The sequence below is a fragment of the Sphingomonas sp. AX6 genome, assembly GCF_902506605.1.
GTDB lineage: Bacteria > Pseudomonadota > Alphaproteobacteria > Sphingomonadales > Sphingomonadaceae > Sphingomonas.
The window spans coordinates 2,999,980-3,016,405 of the sequence record NZ_LR733979.1; the positions used below are offsets into that span (position 1 = coordinate 2,999,980).

Annotated in this window: 17 protein-coding genes and 1 pseudogene; 6 read left to right on the plus strand and 12 right to left on the minus strand. The window is 63.7% G+C overall.

The window, feature by feature from the left end; genetic code table 11:
- Positions 1-8: 8 nt before the first annotated feature.
- Genes lpdA through ENHY17A_RS14590 form a run of 5 tightly spaced genes read right to left on the minus strand, consistent with a single transcriptional unit; the run spans position 9 to position 3,994 of the window.
- Complete coding sequence (gene lpdA, locus ENHY17A_RS14570) at positions 9-1,427, minus strand: dihydrolipoyl dehydrogenase (protein WP_159713886.1); 1,419 nt, start codon at positions 1,425-1,427, stop codon at positions 9-11.
- 12 nt (positions 1,428-1,439) lie between these two features.
- The gene (locus tag ENHY17A_RS14575) at positions 1,440-2,078 is read right to left on the minus strand and encodes a hypothetical protein (RefSeq protein ID WP_159713888.1); all 639 of its coding nucleotides are present in this window, start codon (positions 2,076-2,078) and stop codon (positions 1,440-1,442) included.
- On the minus strand, positions 2,075-2,476 hold the full coding sequence (locus ENHY17A_RS14580; RefSeq protein WP_159713890.1) for an acyl-CoA thioesterase: 402 nt from the start codon (positions 2,474-2,476) through the stop codon (positions 2,075-2,077). Before ENHY17A_RS14580 ends, ENHY17A_RS14575 begins: the two co-directional genes overlap by 4 nt.
- On the minus strand, positions 2,469-2,690 hold the full coding sequence (locus ENHY17A_RS14585; RefSeq protein WP_159713892.1) for a hypothetical protein: 222 nt from the start codon (positions 2,688-2,690) through the stop codon (positions 2,469-2,471). The genes ENHY17A_RS14580 and ENHY17A_RS14585 overlap by 8 nt, the downstream gene beginning before the upstream one ends.
- 5 nt (positions 2,691-2,695) lie before the next feature.
- Positions 2,696-3,994 (minus strand): pyruvate dehydrogenase complex dihydrolipoamide acetyltransferase, encoded by a 1,299-nt coding sequence (locus tag ENHY17A_RS14590; protein ID WP_159713894.1) that lies wholly within the window; start codon positions 3,992-3,994, stop codon positions 2,696-2,698.
- A gap of 129 nt (positions 3,995-4,123) precedes the next feature.
- Between ENHY17A_RS14590 and ENHY17A_RS14595 the strand changes: the two genes are divergently transcribed.
- Entirely contained in the window at positions 4,124-4,579 is a 456-nt protein-coding gene (locus tag ENHY17A_RS14595) for a universal stress protein (protein WP_159713896.1), read from the plus strand.
- A gap of 204 nt (positions 4,580-4,783) precedes the next feature.
- Complete coding sequence (locus tag ENHY17A_RS14600; RefSeq protein ID WP_159713898.1) at positions 4,784-6,079, plus strand: M28 family metallopeptidase; 1,296 nt, start codon at positions 4,784-4,786, stop codon at positions 6,077-6,079.
- Between the two features lie 173 nt (positions 6,080-6,252).
- Here ENHY17A_RS14600 and ENHY17A_RS14605 read toward each other — a convergent pair whose 3' ends face one another.
- The 6 genes from ENHY17A_RS14605 to ENHY17A_RS14630 form a co-directional block, all read right to left on the minus strand.
- Positions 6,253-7,392: an RcnB family protein gene (locus ENHY17A_RS14605; protein ID WP_159713900.1), complete on the minus strand. Its 1,140-nt coding sequence runs from the start codon at positions 7,390-7,392 to the stop codon at positions 6,253-6,255.
- A 173-nt stretch (positions 7,393-7,565) separates the two neighbouring features.
- A complete protein-coding gene (locus ENHY17A_RS14610; RefSeq protein WP_159713902.1) occupies positions 7,566-8,051 on the minus strand; it encodes a GAF domain-containing protein in 486 nt (161 codons plus the stop codon).
- Positions 8,052-8,235: 184 nt separating this feature from the next.
- Entirely contained in the window at positions 8,236-8,643 is a 408-nt protein-coding gene (gene arfB / locus ENHY17A_RS14615; protein ID WP_159713904.1) for an alternative ribosome rescue aminoacyl-tRNA hydrolase ArfB, read from the minus strand.
- Entirely contained in the window at positions 8,636-9,358 is a 723-nt protein-coding gene (locus ENHY17A_RS14620) for an RluA family pseudouridine synthase (RefSeq protein ID WP_159713906.1), read from the minus strand. The genes arfB and ENHY17A_RS14620 overlap by 8 nt, the downstream gene beginning before the upstream one ends.
- Before the next feature lie 148 nt (positions 9,359-9,506).
- Positions 9,507-10,109 (minus strand): NAD(P)H:quinone oxidoreductase, encoded by a 603-nt coding sequence (wrbA, locus tag ENHY17A_RS14625; RefSeq protein ID WP_159713908.1) that lies wholly within the window; start codon positions 10,107-10,109, stop codon positions 9,507-9,509.
- Between the two features lie 128 nt (positions 10,110-10,237).
- The gene (locus ENHY17A_RS14630) at positions 10,238-10,936 is read right to left on the minus strand and encodes a pirin family protein (RefSeq protein WP_159713910.1); all 699 of its coding nucleotides are present in this window, start codon (positions 10,934-10,936) and stop codon (positions 10,238-10,240) included.
- A 222-nt stretch (positions 10,937-11,158) separates the two neighbouring features.
- On the opposite strand from ENHY17A_RS14630, the gene ENHY17A_RS14635 reads away from it, so the two are divergent.
- Both ENHY17A_RS14635 and ctrA read left to right on the plus strand, forming a co-directional pair.
- A complete protein-coding gene (locus ENHY17A_RS14635) occupies positions 11,159-12,070 on the plus strand; it encodes a LysR family transcriptional regulator (protein ID WP_159713912.1) in 912 nt (303 codons plus the stop codon).
- A 141-nt stretch (positions 12,071-12,211) separates the two neighbouring features.
- Positions 12,212-12,919: a response regulator transcription factor CtrA gene (ctrA, locus tag ENHY17A_RS14640; RefSeq protein WP_159713914.1), complete on the plus strand. Its 708-nt coding sequence runs from the start codon at positions 12,212-12,214 to the stop codon at positions 12,917-12,919.
- A 321-nt stretch (positions 12,920-13,240) separates the two neighbouring features.
- On the opposite strand, the gene ENHY17A_RS14645 is transcribed toward ctrA, so the two are convergent.
- A complete protein-coding gene (locus ENHY17A_RS14645; RefSeq protein ID WP_443018301.1) occupies positions 13,241-14,962 on the minus strand; it encodes an amidohydrolase in 1,722 nt (573 codons plus the stop codon).
- A gap of 296 nt (positions 14,963-15,258) precedes the next feature.
- Here ENHY17A_RS14645 and ENHY17A_RS14650 point away from each other — a divergent pair.
- Both ENHY17A_RS14650 and ENHY17A_RS14655 read left to right on the plus strand, forming a co-directional pair.
- Positions 15,259-15,708, plus strand: a pseudogene (locus ENHY17A_RS14650) (5-deoxy-glucuronate isomerase); the annotation flags it as partial.
- 128 nt (positions 15,709-15,836) lie between these two features.
- A partial coding sequence (locus ENHY17A_RS14655; protein WP_159713918.1) for an SDR family NAD(P)-dependent oxidoreductase occupies positions 15,837-16,426 on the plus strand: 590 nt, incomplete at its 3' end.

Below are 16,426 nucleotides of genomic sequence, written 5' to 3' on the forward strand. Positions count from 1 at the left end.
GACGCAAATCAGATATGCAACGCCCGCCCATAAGCCGCGAGGACGCTCTCATGCATCATTTCGCTCAGCGTCGGGTGCGGGAATACCGTGTTCATCAACTCGACCTCGGTCGTCTCCAGCGTCTTGCCGACGGTATAACCCTGGATCAGTTCGGTCACTTCCGCGCCGACCATGTGCGCACCCAGCAACTCGCCGGTCTTGGCGTCGAAAACCGTTTTGATGAAGCCTTCTGCTTCGCCGAGCGCGATCGCCTTGCCGTTGCCGATGAAGGGGAAGGTGCCAGCCTTGACCTCATAACCCGCTTCCTTGGCCTTGGCTTCGGTTAGACCAACCGAGGCGACCTGCGGGTGGCAATAGGTGCAGCCGGGAATGTTGAGCACGTCCATCGCGTGCGGATGCACATCCTTGTTGCCCAGCGCCTGGGCGATGGCCTCGGCGGCGATCACGCCTTCATGGCTCGCCTTGTGCGCGAGCCAGGGCGGCGCGGTGATGTCGCCGATTGCCCAGATGCCCTCGACATTGGTGCGGCACATCGGGTCGGTCTTCAGGAAACCGCGATCGTCGGTCTCGACCTTCAGCGTGTCGAGCCCGATCTTTTCGGTGTTCGGAACGATGCCGATCGCGACGATCACGTGGCTGAACGTCTCGGCGGTTTCCTTGCCCGATTTGTCCTTCAGCTTCACCGACACGCCGTCGGCACCGGGCTTAAGATCGCTCACGCCCGCCTTGGTCAGGATGCGCATACCCTGCTTGGTCAGCGACTTCTCCAGGAACGCGGAGACGTCGGCATCTTCGACCGGGACGATCCGGTCCATCATCTCGACGACGGTCACGTCCGATCCCATGTCGTTGTAGAAGCTTGCGAACTCGATGCCGATCGCGCCCGATCCGATGACCAGCAGCTTGCTCGGCATCTCGGTGGGGGTCATCGCGTGGCGATAGGTCCAGACGCGCTTGCCGTCGGCAGGCGTGCCGGGCAAGTCGCGCGCCCGGGCGCCGGTCGCGACGATGATGTGCTTGGCGGTCAGTTCGGTCGCCTTGCCGTCCTTTTCGGTGACCGACAGCTTGCCTTTCGCGACCAGCTTCCCCTCGCCCATATGCACGGCGATCTTGTTCTTCTTCATCAGGTGCCCGATGCCCTGATTGAGCTGTTTCGCCACCCCGCGCGACCGCTTCACCACCGCGTCCAGATCGGCGCTGATCTTCTCGGCGGCGAGGCCATAATCCTTGGCATGTTGCATGTAGTGGAAGATTTCCGCCGAGCGCAGCAGCGCCTTGGTCGGGATGCATCCCCAGTTGAGGCAGATCCCCCCCAGATTCTCGCGCTCGACGATCGCGGTCTTCAGCCCCAGCTGCGCCGCGCGGATCGCGGCGACATAGCCGCCAGGTCCGGAGCCGAGAACGATGAGGTCGTAGGTGTCAGCCATCACTGCTTTCTTTCATAAACTAAACTTGGCAACCGCTTCGGCATCTATTTCAGCCACCAAATGATCAAGATATTTTAGAACGCGCAGGGGTTTGCCAATTTTCACGCGCTCCCCCAATCGGTCACGTTTTGATCCCGATTTGCTCAAGTAGATTTGGTTCGCCATCCCACGATTATGAGTGATGACATTTCGCATCTGGATAAATCTCGTAAGCCTCAAGCGAGTCAATGGACGGCGTAGAACCTTTAATCCGAGGGATTTCTCAATACTTTGAGACAAATCATCAATGCTTTGATATCCCAAATCGGCGACATACTTGTCTATGGCAGCTTTTCGAGCGGTTTGAATGTCGGCGCTGTCAAATAGTATTCCGATCGATATTTGCCGCCCCCTGAGGGAGCGATGGTCTTTCGATATGATCTCCAAAACCAGGTCAGCCAAATAGCTCTGAAATAGATCGACAGCGTGGGCAAATAAGAGCGTATCCAAAACCATCCGGGCTTCCGGCCCATCCTTAGCTCGGACTTCAGAACTCTCCTCGCCAAAGTCGCCTCTGACATACGAATTGGCACCACCGATGATCATAATTCCGCAAGTGGCAAAGTTAATAGTGCCGCTATTAAAAGCCTTACGGGACTCCGACCAGCTCATCCGCGGCCATCCTCAATCACCCGCGGTTTCCTCGCCTCGTCGATCGCGACGAACACGAAGCGCGCCTTGGTCACCCGGCATTGTTCCTCGACATGGCGGTCGCGGCGCCAGGCTTCGACCTCGATCGTCATGCTGGTCCGCCCGGTCTTGACCAGTTCGGCATAGACCGACACTTCGTCGCCGATCGCAACGGGTGCCAGGAACTGCATCGCATCGACCGCGATCGTCACCGCGCGACCCTTCGAATGGCGGGACGCGACCAGCCCGGCGGCCATATCCATCTGGCTCATCAGCCAGCCGCCGAAGATGTCGCCATAGGGGTTGGCGTCGGCGGGCATCGTCGTCACGCGGATCGCGGGCGCGCCCGGTGGCGGGGTTTCTGTCCGTGCGTCAGTCATGGGTGCCATCCTGCCCTGCCCGGTCAACATCCATCGCGCGCCTGATCTGTCCGATGTTGAGGATTACGACGACGCCCATCGAAACCCAGGTCACCAGCCAGATATTGTCGCGCGCCAGCGGATAGGCCCAGACCGACACCGACCCGATCATATAGGCCGCCATCAGGCCCGCCGCACAGGCCAGCAATTCGACCGCGGTGCGTTTTCCGATCATCGTGCTCAGGCGAGCAGCCCCATCGGGCTCTCGATCAGTTCCTTCAGCAGCTTCATCAATTCCGCACCGTCCGCGCCGTCGATAGCGCGGTGGTCGAAACTGCCGGTGGCCGACATCACGGTGGCGACGCCAAGCGCGTCATCGACGATGTAAGGCCGCTTCTCACCCGCGCCGATCGCCAGGATCATTCCCTGCGGCGGGTTGATGACCGCATCGAACTGCTTGATGCCAAACATGCCCATGTTCGAGATGGAGGCGGTGCCGCCCTGATATTGCTCGGGCTTCAGCTTGTTGTCCTTGGCCAGCCCCGCCAGTTCCTTCATCTCGGTAGAAATCTTGGCCAGCCCCTTATTGGCCGCGTCGCGGATGATCGGCGTGATCAGGCCCGACGGCGTCGATACCGCGACCGACACGTCGGCGCGGTGATAGCTGACCAGCGTATCGCCCGCGAACGTAACGTTGCACTTGGGCGTCGCTTCCAGCGCCACGCCCAGCGCCTTGATCAGCATGTCGTTGACCGACAGCTTCACGCCGCGCGATTCGAGCGACTTGTTGAGGTCGCCGCGCAGCTTGAGCAGCGCATCGAGGCGAATATCGACCGTCAGATAGATGTGCGGGATCGTCTGCTTCGCCTCGGTCAGGCGGCGGGCGATCGTCTTGCGGATGTTCGACAGCTTGTCCACCGAATGCGGGATGCTGTCGTCGTACCAGACCGCTTTGGATTCGGTCGGCGCAGCGGCAGGCGCAGGCGCGGCGGCGGGAGCCGCAGACGGTGCGGGCGCAGCGGCACCGGGCTTCGCGCCCTCAAGGTCCGCCTTCACCACGCGACCATTCGGTCCCGAACCCGACAGCGATGCCAGGTCGATATTCTTTTCCGCAGCGATCCGGCGTGCCAGCGGGCTTGCCTTCACCCGGTCACCCGATGCAGGTGCGGGTGCGGGTGCCGCGGTCTTGGGCGCCTCTGCCTTCGGCTCATCCTTCGGCGCTTCGGCCTTGGCTTCTTCCTTCGGCGCCTCGGCCTTCACGTCGCCACCCGACGAAGCCGCCGCCGACGCATCCTCGCCCTCTTCGGCCAGGATCGCGATCACCGTGCCGACCCTCACATTGTCCGTACCCTCGGCGACCAGGATTTTGGCGATCACGCCTTCGTCCACCGCTTCGAATTCCATCGTCGCCTTGTCGGTCTCGATTTCCGCCATCAAGTCGCCCGACGACACGGTGTCGCCTTCCTTGACCAGCCATTTGGCGAGCGTGCCCTCTTCCATCGTCGGCGACAGCGCGGGCATCTTGATTTCGATCGACATGCGATTCCTGCAATGGTTCCCTGGGGACGCCCTCTCTCGCCGCCTGTTTCCCTAAGGTCAAGGGCGGCGCGACTTGCGAAAGCGCGGCTTTCGCGTCACCTATCGCACTCGATTGGGGGAATTGAGACCATGCGTACCTATCTCGTCGTCATCGACGAAAGCCCGGAAAGCGAGATCGCGCTGCGCTTCGCCGCGCGGCGCGCGGTGAAGACCGGCGGCAATGTCGAAATCCTGGCGCTGATCCCGAAGCAGGACTTCGTCCAATGGGGCGGCGTCCAGGCCACGATCGAGGAGGAAGCCCGCACCCGCGCGGAGGCGCTGGTCACAGGCGCGGCGGGCACCTTGCTCCAGGAATCGGGAATCAAGCCGTCGATTACCGTACAGGAAGGTGACGCCGCCAAGATCGTCCGCGAGATGATCGAGGCCAATCCAGAAATCGCAGCACTGGTGCTGGGCGCGGCGGCGACCGGCGCGCCGGGTACGTTGGTCACGCACTTTTCAGGCACCGATGCGGGCAAGCTGAGCGTGCCGGTGATGATCATCCCCGGCAGCCTGGACCGCGAAGGCATCGACCGGCTGAGTTGAAGCCGACCTGACTGCGCCCCCTCCCCCGTTGGTGCCGAGTAGCCTTCGAGCTTGTCGAGAAGGCCTATCGAGGTAGAGGAGCCGCACGGACGCCCTGTCTCGATACGGCTTCTCGACTTCGCTCGAACCCTACTCGACACAAACGGCCAGGGGTGTGTCACAACCCCTTGCCAACCGCGCGCCCGCCCGCCAGCATCCGCGCCCATGAAGCATCTCCTCGCCCTCGCCGCCCTCCCCCTCCTCTTCGCCACGCCAGCACACGCCCAGGACAAGGTTGATCCCGCCGCCCTCCGAGCCACGGTCGAAAAGCTCGTTAGTTTCGGCACACGACACACGCTGTCCGATCCCGATCACCCCACCCGCGGCATCGGTGCCGCCCGCCGTTGGACCGCGAACGAATTTGAACGGATCAGCGCGTCGTGCGGCAACTGCATCCAGGTTGCGAACTTGGCGCGCACGTTCGAGGGTCCGCGCGCGCCCGACGGCGTCAACGTCGTCAACGTGCTGGGCTTCCAGAAAGGCCGCGACCCGAACCGCGTCGTCATCGTCATGGGCCATATCGACAGCCGCGTGTCCGACGTGATGAACTTCACCGCCGACTCACCGGGCGCGAACGACGACGCATCGGGCGTCGCCTTGGTGATCGAGGCCGCACGCATCCTGTCGAAGGAGCAATTCGACGCCACCATCATCTATGCCGCGCTGTCGGGCGAGGAGCAGGGATTATGGGGCGCGACGCTGCTCGCCGAGACCGCAAAAGAACGCGGTTGGGTCGTCTCCGCCGCGCTCAACAACGACATGGTGGGCAACACGGTCGGCCAGAACGGCAAGCGCATTTCGGACCGCGTCCGCGTCTTTTCCGAAGGCATCCGCGCGGTCGAAACGCTGGAGCAGCACCGCAAACGACGCGGCGACGGCGGCGAGGATGACGGCCCCAGCCGCGCGCTGGCCAAGGCGATCGCCGAAGTCTCCGAAGACACCAAGGGCATCGACGTGTTCGTCAACCGCCGCCCCGACCGCTTCGGCCGCGGCGGCGATCACGAAGCGTTTCTCCGACTCGGCTATCCGGCAGTCCGATTCACCGTCGCGGCGGAGAATTACGACCAGCAGCACCAGGATCTGCGTACCGAAAATGGCCGCGTTTATGGCGACACCATCGACAAGATGGACTTCCCGTACATGGCGCGGATCGTCCAGTTGAACCTCAACGCCATCCGCCGCTTCGCCAGCGCGCCCGCGGTGCCGAACAATGTCCGGATGGACGGCGCGGTCTCCACTGATACGACGGTCAAATGGGAAGCCGCTCCGGGTGCTGCCGGATACCGCATCCACTGGCGCCGCAACAACGCGCAGAACTGGACCGACCACCGCGACGTGCCCGCGAACACGACCGAACTGGTGTTGAAGGATATCGTCGTCGACGATCATTTCGTCGGCGTGTCGTCACTGTCGAAGGACGGCGCGGAATCGATCGTCGCGTTCGCCGGACGGGGTCAGTAACTCAGCGCCTCGGTTTTCCTCTCAATCCGTTTGTTCGAGCGAGGTCGAGAAACGTGGCGAGGCGCTAAGGAACACGTTTCTCGACTTCGCTCGAAACGAACGGTGAGAGACTGGCTGTACAGTCAGACGGCAAGGCTCCCCCCAGAGCCTTGCCGCCCGCCCCCGTCAACCGCCTAGCAGTTGCACTTCTTCGTCTGCACGCGGCGGTACGACTTGCCACCCTTGCCGCGCGTCGTGACGACTTCCTCGGTGACATAGGTCCGGCTGGTCACCACCGGTTCGCTGTCGATGCGGATCGTGTGGGTGACCGCGGGCGGGTAATAATATCCGCCAGAGATATAGCCCCCCGCCGGATAGCCCGGCGGCGCATAGTCCGCGGCGTAACCCTCGGCATAGTCGTCATAATATCCGTCGCGGTCGTCGGCATAATAATGCCCCGCACCATCGTTCCAGTCGATGCCCTCGACCCAGTCGATCACCTGTCCGTGCCGGTCGACCAGCACCGCATCGTCATAATAACGGACCCAGCGATCGTCGCGCGACGGCGCGTCCAGGTCATAGGTCCAGTAATCGACGACCACGAATTCGGGTGCCCACCAGTAACGCGGCAGGCTCCAGCCTTGCGCGGGGCGACGATAGGCACCCCAGCCGCCGGGTGCTTGCCAGCCGCCTTCCCAACGACCCTCACGCTGCTCGCCCCAGCGATGCTTGGGCGCATGATGCGGCTTGGCGTCGGCGTGACGGTGCGGCATCGGCGGTGCATCGGCGTGTCGCTCGGCCTCGTGATGAGGACGCGGCGGGGGTGGCGCGTCGGCATGACGCTCCAGCGCAGGCCGCGGTTTTGGCGGCGGCGGCGCATCGGCGCGGCGCACCGGGGCGGGTTTTGCAGGCGGTGCATAGGATGCGCCCGGCGGTGGTGGAGGCGGAGCCTCGGCGCGCGCCACGGGTGCAGCGGCGGGGGGGGGTGGCGGTGGCAGCGCTCCGGCATCGCCCGGCGCGGGCGTGGGCGCTGGCGGGACAGCCGCGCGTGCGACCGGAGGCTTGGGCGCAGTCGGCACCGGCTGAACCACTTCGGCACGCGGAGCGAAGCGCGGCGCGGGCTGTGCCTGGGGTGCCGCGATCGGGGCATCGGGCACGGTCGCGGGTGCTGGCGCGATCGGCGCCGCTTCCTCGACTGGCGGAGGCGGAGGCGGAGGCGGCGGCGCAGGCTGCCCGCTCACCCATTTGCCGTCGCGGATCACGCTTTGCGCATCGGCGGGTGCAGCGAGCGCCAATGGCGATGCTGCCAGCGCTAGGACGATCATGGCGCGCATAGACTTTGCTCCTTATGCGAAACCGGATCGTCCATGGGGCCGATCGGCGCATTTTTGGTTCACAGCAGCTTAACGCACGCGTCAGCGATTCGCCGACACCGCTCTATGGTTAAGCCCTGTGCCAGAATGACGCAAAATCGGGAGTGGCGGGACGCGCAATGCCCCGCGCCGGGTCAGCCGATCCGGTTGGCCAGCAACGCCGCGATCGCCTCCACCCCACGCGCGTCCGCCTCGTCGAACCGCGCTGCGCTGGGGCTGTCGAGGTCGATCACCGCGGTCACCCGCCCGTCGCGCACCACCGGCACCACGAGTTCGGAGCGACTGTCGGCATCGCAAGCGATATGCCCGGGAAACGCATGGACGTCCTCGACCAACTGCGTCTCGCCACTGGCGGCCGCTGCGCCGCACACGCCGCGCCCGAACGGAATGCGGATACACGCCGCCTTGCCTTGAAACGGCCCCAGCACCAGTTCGTCCTCGCCCACCGTGCGATAGAATCCCGCCCAGTTCAGATCGGGCAGGAATTGCCACAGCAACGCCGCGACATTGGCCATGTTGGCGATGCCATCGGGCTCACCCGTGGTGATCGCATCCACGGCTTCGTACAGGTCGCGATAGAGCGTGGGCTTGTCGTCGGTGGCGATATCGAAAGCGTACATGGGGATCCTAAGGCTTATCCGAACTGCCCTTACCCGTTCGTTTCGAGCGAAGTCGAGAAACGTGATCTTGGAGCGCGGAATGCGTTTCTCGACTTCCGCCTTTTGCGGAAGTTTATCCTGAGCGCCTGCCTTGGCAGGCAGCCGAAGGGCTCGAAACAAACGGGCGGAGGGCAATTATAATCCATCAATCAAACGAAACTCTGCCCCGCCCCGCCTTCACCACCGCCCGACTTTTCTTCGCATCCACGCGTCGCGCCTTCGCCGCCTTGCTCACCTTGGTCTTCACCCGCCGCGGGTCGCGCTCATGGGCCTTCATCACCAGTTCCGCGATCCGTTCGCGGGCATCGCTGCGGTTCGCGTCCTGCGTGCGAAACCGCCGCGCGGTAATCAGCAATTCGCCCGCCGCCGTCATCCGGCTTCCTGCAAGTTCCTTCAACTTGGCATAAGCATAGGGCGCCAGCCCCAACCGATAGACGTCGACCCGCAACTGCACCGCCGTCGCCACCTTGTTGACGTTCTGCCCGCCCGGCCCCGATGCGGCGAGGAAGCGTTCCTCGACGATCGCCGCGTCCGGGATGACATACTCAGCCATCGCTGGGTTCGGGCGCCGCAGGCGCGCTGGTGTCGACAGCATCCTCTGCCGGGAAAATCTTGGCTTCTTCTTCGGTAAAGCCCGCCTCGATGAAGCGGCGCGGCAAGGGCGATATCGCCTCTACCGGCGGCTTTCCGGCACGTGGCAGCGACAGAAATGCCGAATGCAGCAGCATCGGCCGCCCGCCCCGACCATAGACCGGATCGCCGACTACCGGCACGCCCAGCCCCTCGGCGGCGTGGACGCGGATCTGATGCGTGCGTCCGGTTTCGGGATAGAAGGCGACCAGCGCCCCGCCGTCGCGCTCGGTCAGCTTTTCCCAACGCGTCACCGCCGATTTGCCTTGCGGGTCGCCGACCATCCGCCAGCCCTCCTCGCGCGTGCTGACCTTGCCCAGCGGCAGGTCGATCATGCCGCCCTCGCCCTCGGGAATCCCGTCAAGCACCGCGACATAGCGTTTGGACACTTGTCCAGCCTCGAACACCTGCTGGAATTTCTTGTGCGCCTTGGGGTTGCGGGCAAGCAGCAGGCAACCCGACGTGTCGCGGTCCAGCCGGTGGACCGGTAGCGGTTCGCGCATGAAGCCGAAGGTCAGGTCGCCCAGCATATCCTCGACACTGCGCGATCGGTCGCGCGGGCGATCAACGGGCAGGCCCGACGGCTTGTCGATGATGATGGCCTCGCCATCGATAAACAGGACCAGATCGGTGAGCATGATCGGCCTATACACCGCATGCGTTTGTGTTCCACCCATCCCCGTTCGTGCTGAGCTTGTCGAAATGCGAACGGATTTGGTGCGGGGGAAATGATAAAAATGCGCCGCCGCCCCTTCGAGGGAGGGGCAGGGACGGCGGCGCGCCGCGTCAGCCGTGAAGCTTGGCGGCAACCTCTGCGACGCGCTTGCCCTGATAGCGCGCGCCGTCGAGTTCGGTGGCAGACGGCATCCGGCTGCCGTCCGCATCGGCGATGGTGGTCGCGCCGTAGGGCGATCCGCCCTTCACTTCATCGACCCCGTTCTGCCCGGCAAACCCATAATCCAACCCAACGATCGTCAGCCCGAAATGCAGCAGGTTGGTGATGATGGAGAACAGGGTCGTCTCCTGCCCGCCATGCTGACTGGCGGTGGAGGTGAACGCCGCGCCGACCTTGCCGTTCAGCGCGCCGCGGAACCACAGCCCGCCCGCCTGATCGAGGAAGTTTGCCATCTGGCTCGGCATCCGCCCGAACCGCGTCGGCGCGCCGATGACGATCGCGTCGTAATCGGCCAACGCGTCGACGCCAGAGATCAACGCATGAGTGTGATCCGACTTGAATCCCGCCGCCGCGGCGACCTCTGCCGGTGCGGTTTCCGGCACACGCAGGACATCGACCTCGGCACCTGCCGACCGCGCGCCTTCGGCGACAGCATCCGCCATTTGCGAGAGGTGGCCGTAAGACGAGTAATAAAGGACGAGAACTTTGGTCATGAGAAACTCCGGTCAAAAAGGGACGGTCACCCCTGCGGAAGCAGGGGTCTCAGGCGGCATTCAAATCCGCACATGAAATGCCAGCCTGCGCTGGCATGACGAAATTTGGGAGAGAGGCGGTCGGGACTTTACTCCGAATCCACCAGCACGATTTCGGCTTCGTCGATCGCGGTGATCTTCACCGTCTGACCGCCCTTCAACGCCGCACCGTCGCGAGCATCGAAACGCACGCCGTCGATGTCGAGCGCACCGGTCGCAGGGACCAGATAGACGTGACGCCCATCGCCCACTGCATAATCGACGCTTTCGCCGGCCTTCAGCGTCGCGCCCATCACCCGCGCATCGGCACGGATGGGCAGCGCATCGCCATCCTCGGCGAAACCACTGGCCAGCGTCACGAACTTGCCCGACCGCTCGCCCTTGGGGAATGGCTTGGCGCCCCAGGATGGCGAACCGCCAGTCCGCTTGGGCTCGATCCATATCTGGAACAACGTGGTCTGCTCGGACTCCAGATTATATTCGGCGTGACGAACGCCCGTCCCTGCCGACATCACCTGAACATCGCCCGCGCCGGTGCGGCCCTGATTACCCATCGAATCCTGATGGGTGATCGCTCCGGATCGGACATAGGTGATGATCTCCATGTCGCGGTGCGGATGCGGCGGGAAACCGCTGTTCGCGGCGATCTCGTCGTCGTTCCACACGCGAATCGCGCCCCAGCCCATGCGGGCCGGGTCATAGTAATTGGCAAAGCTGAAATGATGCCGCGCGTTCAGCCACCCATGATCGGCATGGCCCAACGATTTGAATTCACGTTTCTCGATCATGACGAGAACTCCTGTTTGATGTTGCCTCCAAGATAGGAAATCGTTTCGTCGCGTAAACGGAAACGTTGGAAACGGATTGTTTCGATCCAATTGCCTGATACTATCCCCGCGCTAACTAACCCGTTTGTTTCGAGCGAAGTCGAGAAACGTGAGCTAAGCGCTCTGGACGCGTTTCTCGACTTCGCTCGAAACAAACGGCTGAAGGGATGCTGGAGACTGCGCATGAACCTTCCCGATTTCGAAGCCTGGGCGCTGTTCGCCCGCGTCGTCGAGCATCGCTCGTTCAGCGAAGCCGCTACCGCGACCGGCGTGTCGAAAGCCACTGTGTCGAAAGCGATCAAGCGGCTTGAACAGCGGCTCGGCACCGACCTGTTCCACCGTACCTCGCGCCGCATCACCCTGACCGAAGCCGGGCAGACCCTGCACGAACGCGCCCAGCGTATCCTTGCCGAGGCGGAAGCCGCGGAGGAAGCCGCGCGAGACAGTGCGGGCGCGCTTTCGGGTCGTATCCGCGTTGCCGCCCCCCTCACCTTCGGCATCCGCCATGTCGGCGTCGCCGTCGCCGACTTTCTCACCGCCAATCCCGATGTCGAAATCGACCTCACCTTGTCGGACGCGAAGGTCGATATCGTTGCCGATCGCATCGACATCGCGCTGCGCATCGCCGATTTGCCCGACAGCAGCTTGCGCGCGCGCACCTTGTCGCCGATCCGCGCGCATCTGGTCGCATCGCCCGCCTATCTCGACGCACATGGCCGCCCGCGGCACCCGGCTGACCTCGGCCATCATCGCTGCTTCGCCTATACCAACCTGGCCAATCCCGACCTGTGGCGCTTTACCGGGCCGGGTGGAGAGGAAGCCGCGGTTCGGCTATCGGGTCCGCTTCGCACCGATAATGGCGACGCGATGATGCCCGCGCTGATCGCGGGACTGGGTGTCGCTTACCTTCCCGAATTCATCATTCATGACGAACTCGCCGACGGATCGTTGGAGGCGATCCTCCCCGAATGGACCTCGCGCCCCGTCTCGCTTCACCTGCTGACCCCGCCCGGCACGCTGCGCCCCGCAAGAGTGGAGGCGCTGATCGACCATTTCGCCAGGGCATTTCGCTCGATCTGTCCGGCTTCCGGCTAACCGCGCCACTCGCGACTCGTGGAGTCAGGCTGGTTAGGAAGAAATTAACCTTTTGCCTTCAGACGGGGTTAGGTTAATGAATCGTCCATGAGCAGGAAGGCCACAGGGGGTCGGGTCTGCCAAGGGGACCGGGGGACTGCCATGCGCGTGCTGCTGATCGAAGACGAACCGACGACTGCCAAGGCGATCGAGCTGATGCTCTCGACCGAGGGATTCAACGTATACACCACCGATCTGGGCGAAGAGGGATTGGACCTCGGCAAGCTCTATGACTACGACATCATCTGCCTCGATTTGAACCTGCCGGACATGCACGGTTACGATGTGCTGAAGAAGCTGCGCGTCGCGCGGGTTCAGACGCCGGTGCTGATCCTGTCGGGCATCAACGAAATGGACAGCAAGGTCCGCTCGTTCGGCTTCGGTGCCGACGACTACGTAACCAAGCCGTTCCACCGCGAAGAGCTGGTCGCGCGCATCCATGCCGTCGTCCGCCGTTCGAAGGGCCATAGCCAGTCGGTCATCAAGACCGGCAAGCTGGCGGTCAATCTCGATGCGAAGACGGTCGAAGTCGATGGCGCCCGCGTCCATCTGACCGGCAAGGAATATGCGATGCTCGAGCTGCTTTCGCTGCGCAAAGGCACCACGCTGACCAAGGAAATGTTCCTCAACCACCTATATGGCGGGATGGACGAACCCGAACTCAAGATCATCGACGTGTTCATCTGCAAGCTTCGCAAGAAGCTGTCGATGGCGACCGAGGGCGAAAACTATATCGAGACCGTCTGGGGCCGCGGCTACGTGCTGCGCGATCCCGACGAGGTGACGCTGCCAGAGGCGGCAGTCGCCTGAACCACAGCTTCTACGCGGGGGCGTAAAGCGGCCGCGGTTTCCGAAAGGGAGCCGCGGCCTTTCTTTTTGGTGTGATGTCGTCACACCTGCGAAAGCAGGGGTATCAAGCAGCATGTACATCCGGCAGGATATGCCAGCCTGCGCTGGCATGACGCATTTGGTTTGGGACTAAACGTACCCCCAACCTTCGTCACCCCGGCCGAAGTGCCGGGGTCCACCGCGCGGCAAGCGAAAACCAAGAGGCTCTTAAGGCTCCCAAACGGCTTGGTGGACCCCGGAACAAGTCCGGGGTGACGCGATGGTTTTGGCAAAGGCGGTAACCTACCGCCCCCGCTCCTGCGTCGCTTCCCTTGCCGCCGGATCCACCTGAGCCTTGCCCCGCTGGAACATCGGCCGCCCGCCGATCCACGTCTCCAGCACCTGAGTCTGCCGCAATTGTTCCGGCGTCGCCGCCAGCGGATCGCGATCGACGATGATGAAATCCGCCTGCATGCCCGGGGCCAGCGTCCCGAATTTCTTCTCCGCAAACCCGGCATAGGCTGCATCCGTCGTAAACGCCTTCCACGCCTGCTCCCGCGTCAGCGCTTCCTGCGGACGCCAGCCACCGACCGGCTGCCCGGTTGCATCGGTGCGCGTGAACGCCGCCGCCCAGCCGACGAACGGATTGGCGCTTTCGACCGGATAATCGCTGCCGAACGCCAGCCGCGTTCCCTGTCCCAACAGCGTCCGCCACGCATAGGCACCGCCCAGCCGGTTCGGCCCCAGCCGTGCTTCGGCCATCTCGCGGTCCGACGTCTGGTGGACCGGCTGCATCGACGCGATAATCCCGAAGCTACGGAAGCTCGGGAGGTCGGTCGTGTCGATGATCTGCGCATGTTCGATCCGCCAGCGCCGATCGCCGTCATAGGTTTCCGCCATTTGCGCGATCGCGTCGATCGCCTGACGGTTGGCGCGGTCGCCGATCGCATGAATCGCGAACTGGAACCCGTCCATCGCGCCCCGGCTCATCAGATTCCACAGCCGCTCATCGGGGATGAAGCCCAGCCCGGTTTCCTGCGGCGCATCGGCATAAGGCGCCTTCAGCCACGCCCCGCGCGATCCCAGCGCACCGTCGAGATACATCTTGATCCCGCCCATCCGCAGCTTGTCCCAGTAGAGCCACGGCGTCGGCCCATGCCCGCCCACGGCAAGCGCGGTGTCGACGCTGTTGGCATAGGACATGATGCGGATTTTGAGCAGATTGAGGTCCGCCATCCGGCGATAGGTGTTCCAATCCTCCAGCGTCGTGCCCATGTCGGCGGTCGCGGTGATGCCCTGTTCCAGCAGCATGTCCTGCGCGCGAAGGAACGCCGAATTGCGATCGCGCGGCGTGGGCTTCGGCACGCTACCTTCAACCAGCGCCATCGCCGCGTCGATGAACACGCCCGAAGGCTGGCCGTTCGGCAGCGTCTCGATCCGGCCACCAGAGGGCGATTTGGACGCCGCGGTTACCCCCGCCGCCTTCAACGCCGCGCTGTTCGCCCAGGCTGCGTGGCCGTCGGCGCGCTGCAGCCACACCGGCTGGTTGGGAATGATCGCGTCGAGATCGGCGGCGGTCGGAAAGCGACCCAGCCCCCATGCCTCCTGGTTCCACCCGCCACCGATGATCCAGGGCCGCCCCGGATTGGCGCGCGCATATTCGGCGATTCTAGCCTGCGCTTCCTGGAGGCTGCGCGTGTCGGAGAGATCGAGCGACAGCGTGCGAAAGCCAAGGTCCATGACATGCCCATGCCCATCGACCATGCCGGGGATCAGCACGCGGCCCTGCATATCGGCCCGCCAGGTCGGTCGCCGCGGCCGCCGGTCGCGTTCGCCCAGCAGTTCGGTGACCTTGCCCTGCTCGTCGACGAGGATGCCGGTAAAGCGCACCACCTGGCCATTGGCGTCGAGCGCCAAGCCCTTCACATTATCGACCACGCCCTGTGCGAGGGCGGAGGTCGAGACAAGCAGCGCAGCCGCCAGGGTCAGAGCACGCGCCACCGGACGCCGAAACGCAAACTTCACTCGCCATTCTCCTGATGCGCGAAGGATTTGTGCGGCTGGCATAGGCGGCGCAAGCCGCGGCGGCAACGCTTTGGGAGATTCCCCAACTGCTCGCTATTAAATCGTCACCCCGGACTTGTTCCGGGGTTCACCAGGCGGCATGCGCGATGTCCTCGGATCACAACGACTTGCAAGCGGCTTGGTGGACCCCGGCACTTCGGCCGGGGTGACGAAGGAGGAGGCTTCCCACACACAACATGGTTTCCCCCCGCCCCCCGATCCGCTAGGCGCTTGCCTCTTTACGACCAGCACGAAAGCCCGCGCATCAGGGGTTCAAGACCAGGAAGCTCGGTATCTCCGACGCCAATGCGCTCGAGCGCGGCAGTCTTGAAGAAAGCAACGAGCGGACGATCTTTCAGCTCGTCATTCCCGGCGTGTGCGACAGCGCGCAGTTGGTGATGGGCCTGACCGTGCTCAAGCCCGGAAGCGTGTGGAACACCATGCCGCCGCATATCCATGAGCGGCGCTCGGAAATTTATTTCTACTTCGAGCTCGACAATCTTGAGCAGGACCGGGTGATGCACTTCATGGGCGAAGGCGAAGCGACCCGGCACATCGTCATGGGCAACGAGGAAGCGGTGATCTCCCCCCCCTGGTCGATCCATATGGGTGCGGGCACCAAATCCTATGCCTTCATCTGGGCGATGGCGGGTGAGAACCAGGATTATACCGATATGAATGTGCTCGACATCTGCCAATTGGCTTGAGCCCGAAAAGCCCCTCCCCTTCAGGGGAGGGGTTGGGGTGGGGCCTCTCCACGAGCAATGTGCTTGCGGCACCGCCCCACCCCCGACCCCTCCCCTGAAGGGGAGGGGCTCATTAGGATGAGGATGCCATGAACCCCTTCGATCTCACAGGCCGCGTTGCGGTCGTCACCGGTGCGAACACCGGCATCGGCCAGGGCATCGCGCTGGCACTCGCACAAGCGGGCGCGGATGTCGCGCTGGTCGGCCGCACGGCGGCGACCGAGACCGCCGACAAGGTGCGCGCGCTCGGACGCCGGGCGGAGATCGTCTCGGCTGACCTGTCCACCATTGAGCCTGTGGACAGGGTTGTGGACGAGACTGTGGACAAGCTTGGCCGGATCGACATCCTGGTCAACAATGCCGGGATCATCCGCCGCGCCGATGCGGTCGAGTTTACCGAGGAAGACTGGGACGCGGTGATCGATACCAACCTCAAATCCGTGTTCTTCCTCTGCCAGGCAGCCGCGAAGAAAATGATCCCGCAAGGCTCGGGCAAGATCATCAACATCGCCTCGATGCTGACCTTCCAGGGCGGCATCCGCGTGCCCAGCTATACCGCGTCCAAATCGGGGATTGGCGGGCTGACCAAGCTGCTCGCCTGCGAATGGGCCGCAAAGGGCATCAACGTCAACGCCATCGCGCCGGGATATATCGCGACCAACAATACCGCCGCCCTCCA

Excerpts from the sequence above, each read along its gene's own strand:
- lpdA (WP_159713886.1), bottom strand. The coding sequence starts at position 1,427 with ATGGCTGACACCTACGACCTCATCGTTCTCGGCTCCGGACCTGGCGGC.
- ENHY17A_RS14575 (WP_159713888.1), bottom strand. The coding sequence starts at position 2,078 with ATGAGCTGGTCGGAGTCCCGTAAGGCTTTTAATAGCGGCACTATTAAC.
- ENHY17A_RS14580 (WP_159713890.1), bottom strand. The coding sequence starts at position 2,476 with ATGACTGACGCACGGACAGAAACCCCGCCACCGGGCGCGCCCGCGATC.
- ENHY17A_RS14585 (WP_159713892.1), bottom strand. The coding sequence starts at position 2,690 with ATGATCGGAAAACGCACCGCGGTCGAATTGCTGGCCTGTGCGGCGGGC.
- ENHY17A_RS14590 (WP_159713894.1), bottom strand. The coding sequence starts at position 3,994 with ATGTCGATCGAAATCAAGATGCCCGCGCTGTCGCCGACGATGGAAGAG.
- ENHY17A_RS14595 (WP_159713896.1), top strand. The coding sequence starts at position 4,124 with ATGCGTACCTATCTCGTCGTCATCGACGAAAGCCCGGAAAGCGAGATC.
- ENHY17A_RS14600 (WP_159713898.1), top strand. The coding sequence starts at position 4,784 with ATGAAGCATCTCCTCGCCCTCGCCGCCCTCCCCCTCCTCTTCGCCACG.
- ENHY17A_RS14605 (WP_159713900.1), bottom strand. The coding sequence starts at position 7,392 with ATGCGCGCCATGATCGTCCTAGCGCTGGCAGCATCGCCATTGGCGCTC.
- ENHY17A_RS14610 (WP_159713902.1), bottom strand. The coding sequence starts at position 8,051 with ATGTACGCTTTCGATATCGCCACCGACGACAAGCCCACGCTCTATCGC.
- arfB (WP_159713904.1), bottom strand. The coding sequence starts at position 8,643 with ATGGCTGAGTATGTCATCCCGGACGCGGCGATCGTCGAGGAACGCTTC.
- ENHY17A_RS14620 (WP_159713906.1), bottom strand. The coding sequence starts at position 9,358 with ATGCTCACCGATCTGGTCCTGTTTATCGATGGCGAGGCCATCATCATC.
- wrbA (WP_159713908.1), bottom strand. The coding sequence starts at position 10,109 with ATGACCAAAGTTCTCGTCCTTTATTACTCGTCTTACGGCCACCTCTCG.
- ENHY17A_RS14630 (WP_159713910.1), bottom strand. The coding sequence starts at position 10,936 with ATGATCGAGAAACGTGAATTCAAATCGTTGGGCCATGCCGATCATGGG.
- ENHY17A_RS14635 (WP_159713912.1), top strand. The coding sequence starts at position 11,159 with ATGAACCTTCCCGATTTCGAAGCCTGGGCGCTGTTCGCCCGCGTCGTC.
- ctrA (WP_159713914.1), top strand. The coding sequence starts at position 12,212 with ATGCGCGTGCTGCTGATCGAAGACGAACCGACGACTGCCAAGGCGATC.